1 protein-coding gene is annotated in these 279 nt (G+C 52.7%); it reads left to right on the top strand.

All coding sequences use genetic code 11. The features are described 5' to 3' along the window. Positions 1 to 156: 156 nt before the first annotated feature. Positions 157 to 279: AsnC family protein (locus EN861_RS36600; protein WP_245512191.1), on the top strand; the 123-nt coding region annotated here is incomplete at its 3' end.

Genomic DNA, 279 nt, shown 5'->3' with positions numbered 1-279 from the left:
GGGACCGTGATCCGCACCAGCACCCAGTAGATTGCAAGCGTTTCCCGCGTTTTTTGCCAGACGGTCTGTAGAACTGACATATCAAGGCTCCCCTGAAAGTTGTTTCCATCCACTACTCCAGGCCGCTTCGCATTTGCGGTCAGAGATTGCAGTTTCATGCAATTTTATTGCAAAGATGGCGGCGGGCGATATGCTGCCCGCATGGACAGGATCGACCGGAAACTTCTGAACCTTTTGCAGAACGATGCCTCGCGCACCAATGTGGATATGGCTGACGAA

The sequence above is a fragment of the Mesorhizobium sp. M8A.F.Ca.ET.218.01.1.1 genome (genome assembly GCF_004791165.1).
Lineage (GTDB): Bacteria > Pseudomonadota > Alphaproteobacteria > Rhizobiales > Rhizobiaceae > Mesorhizobium.
The sequence above is the reverse complement of the archived record's forward strand: the minus strand, read 5'-3'. Positions and strand labels throughout refer to the sequence as shown.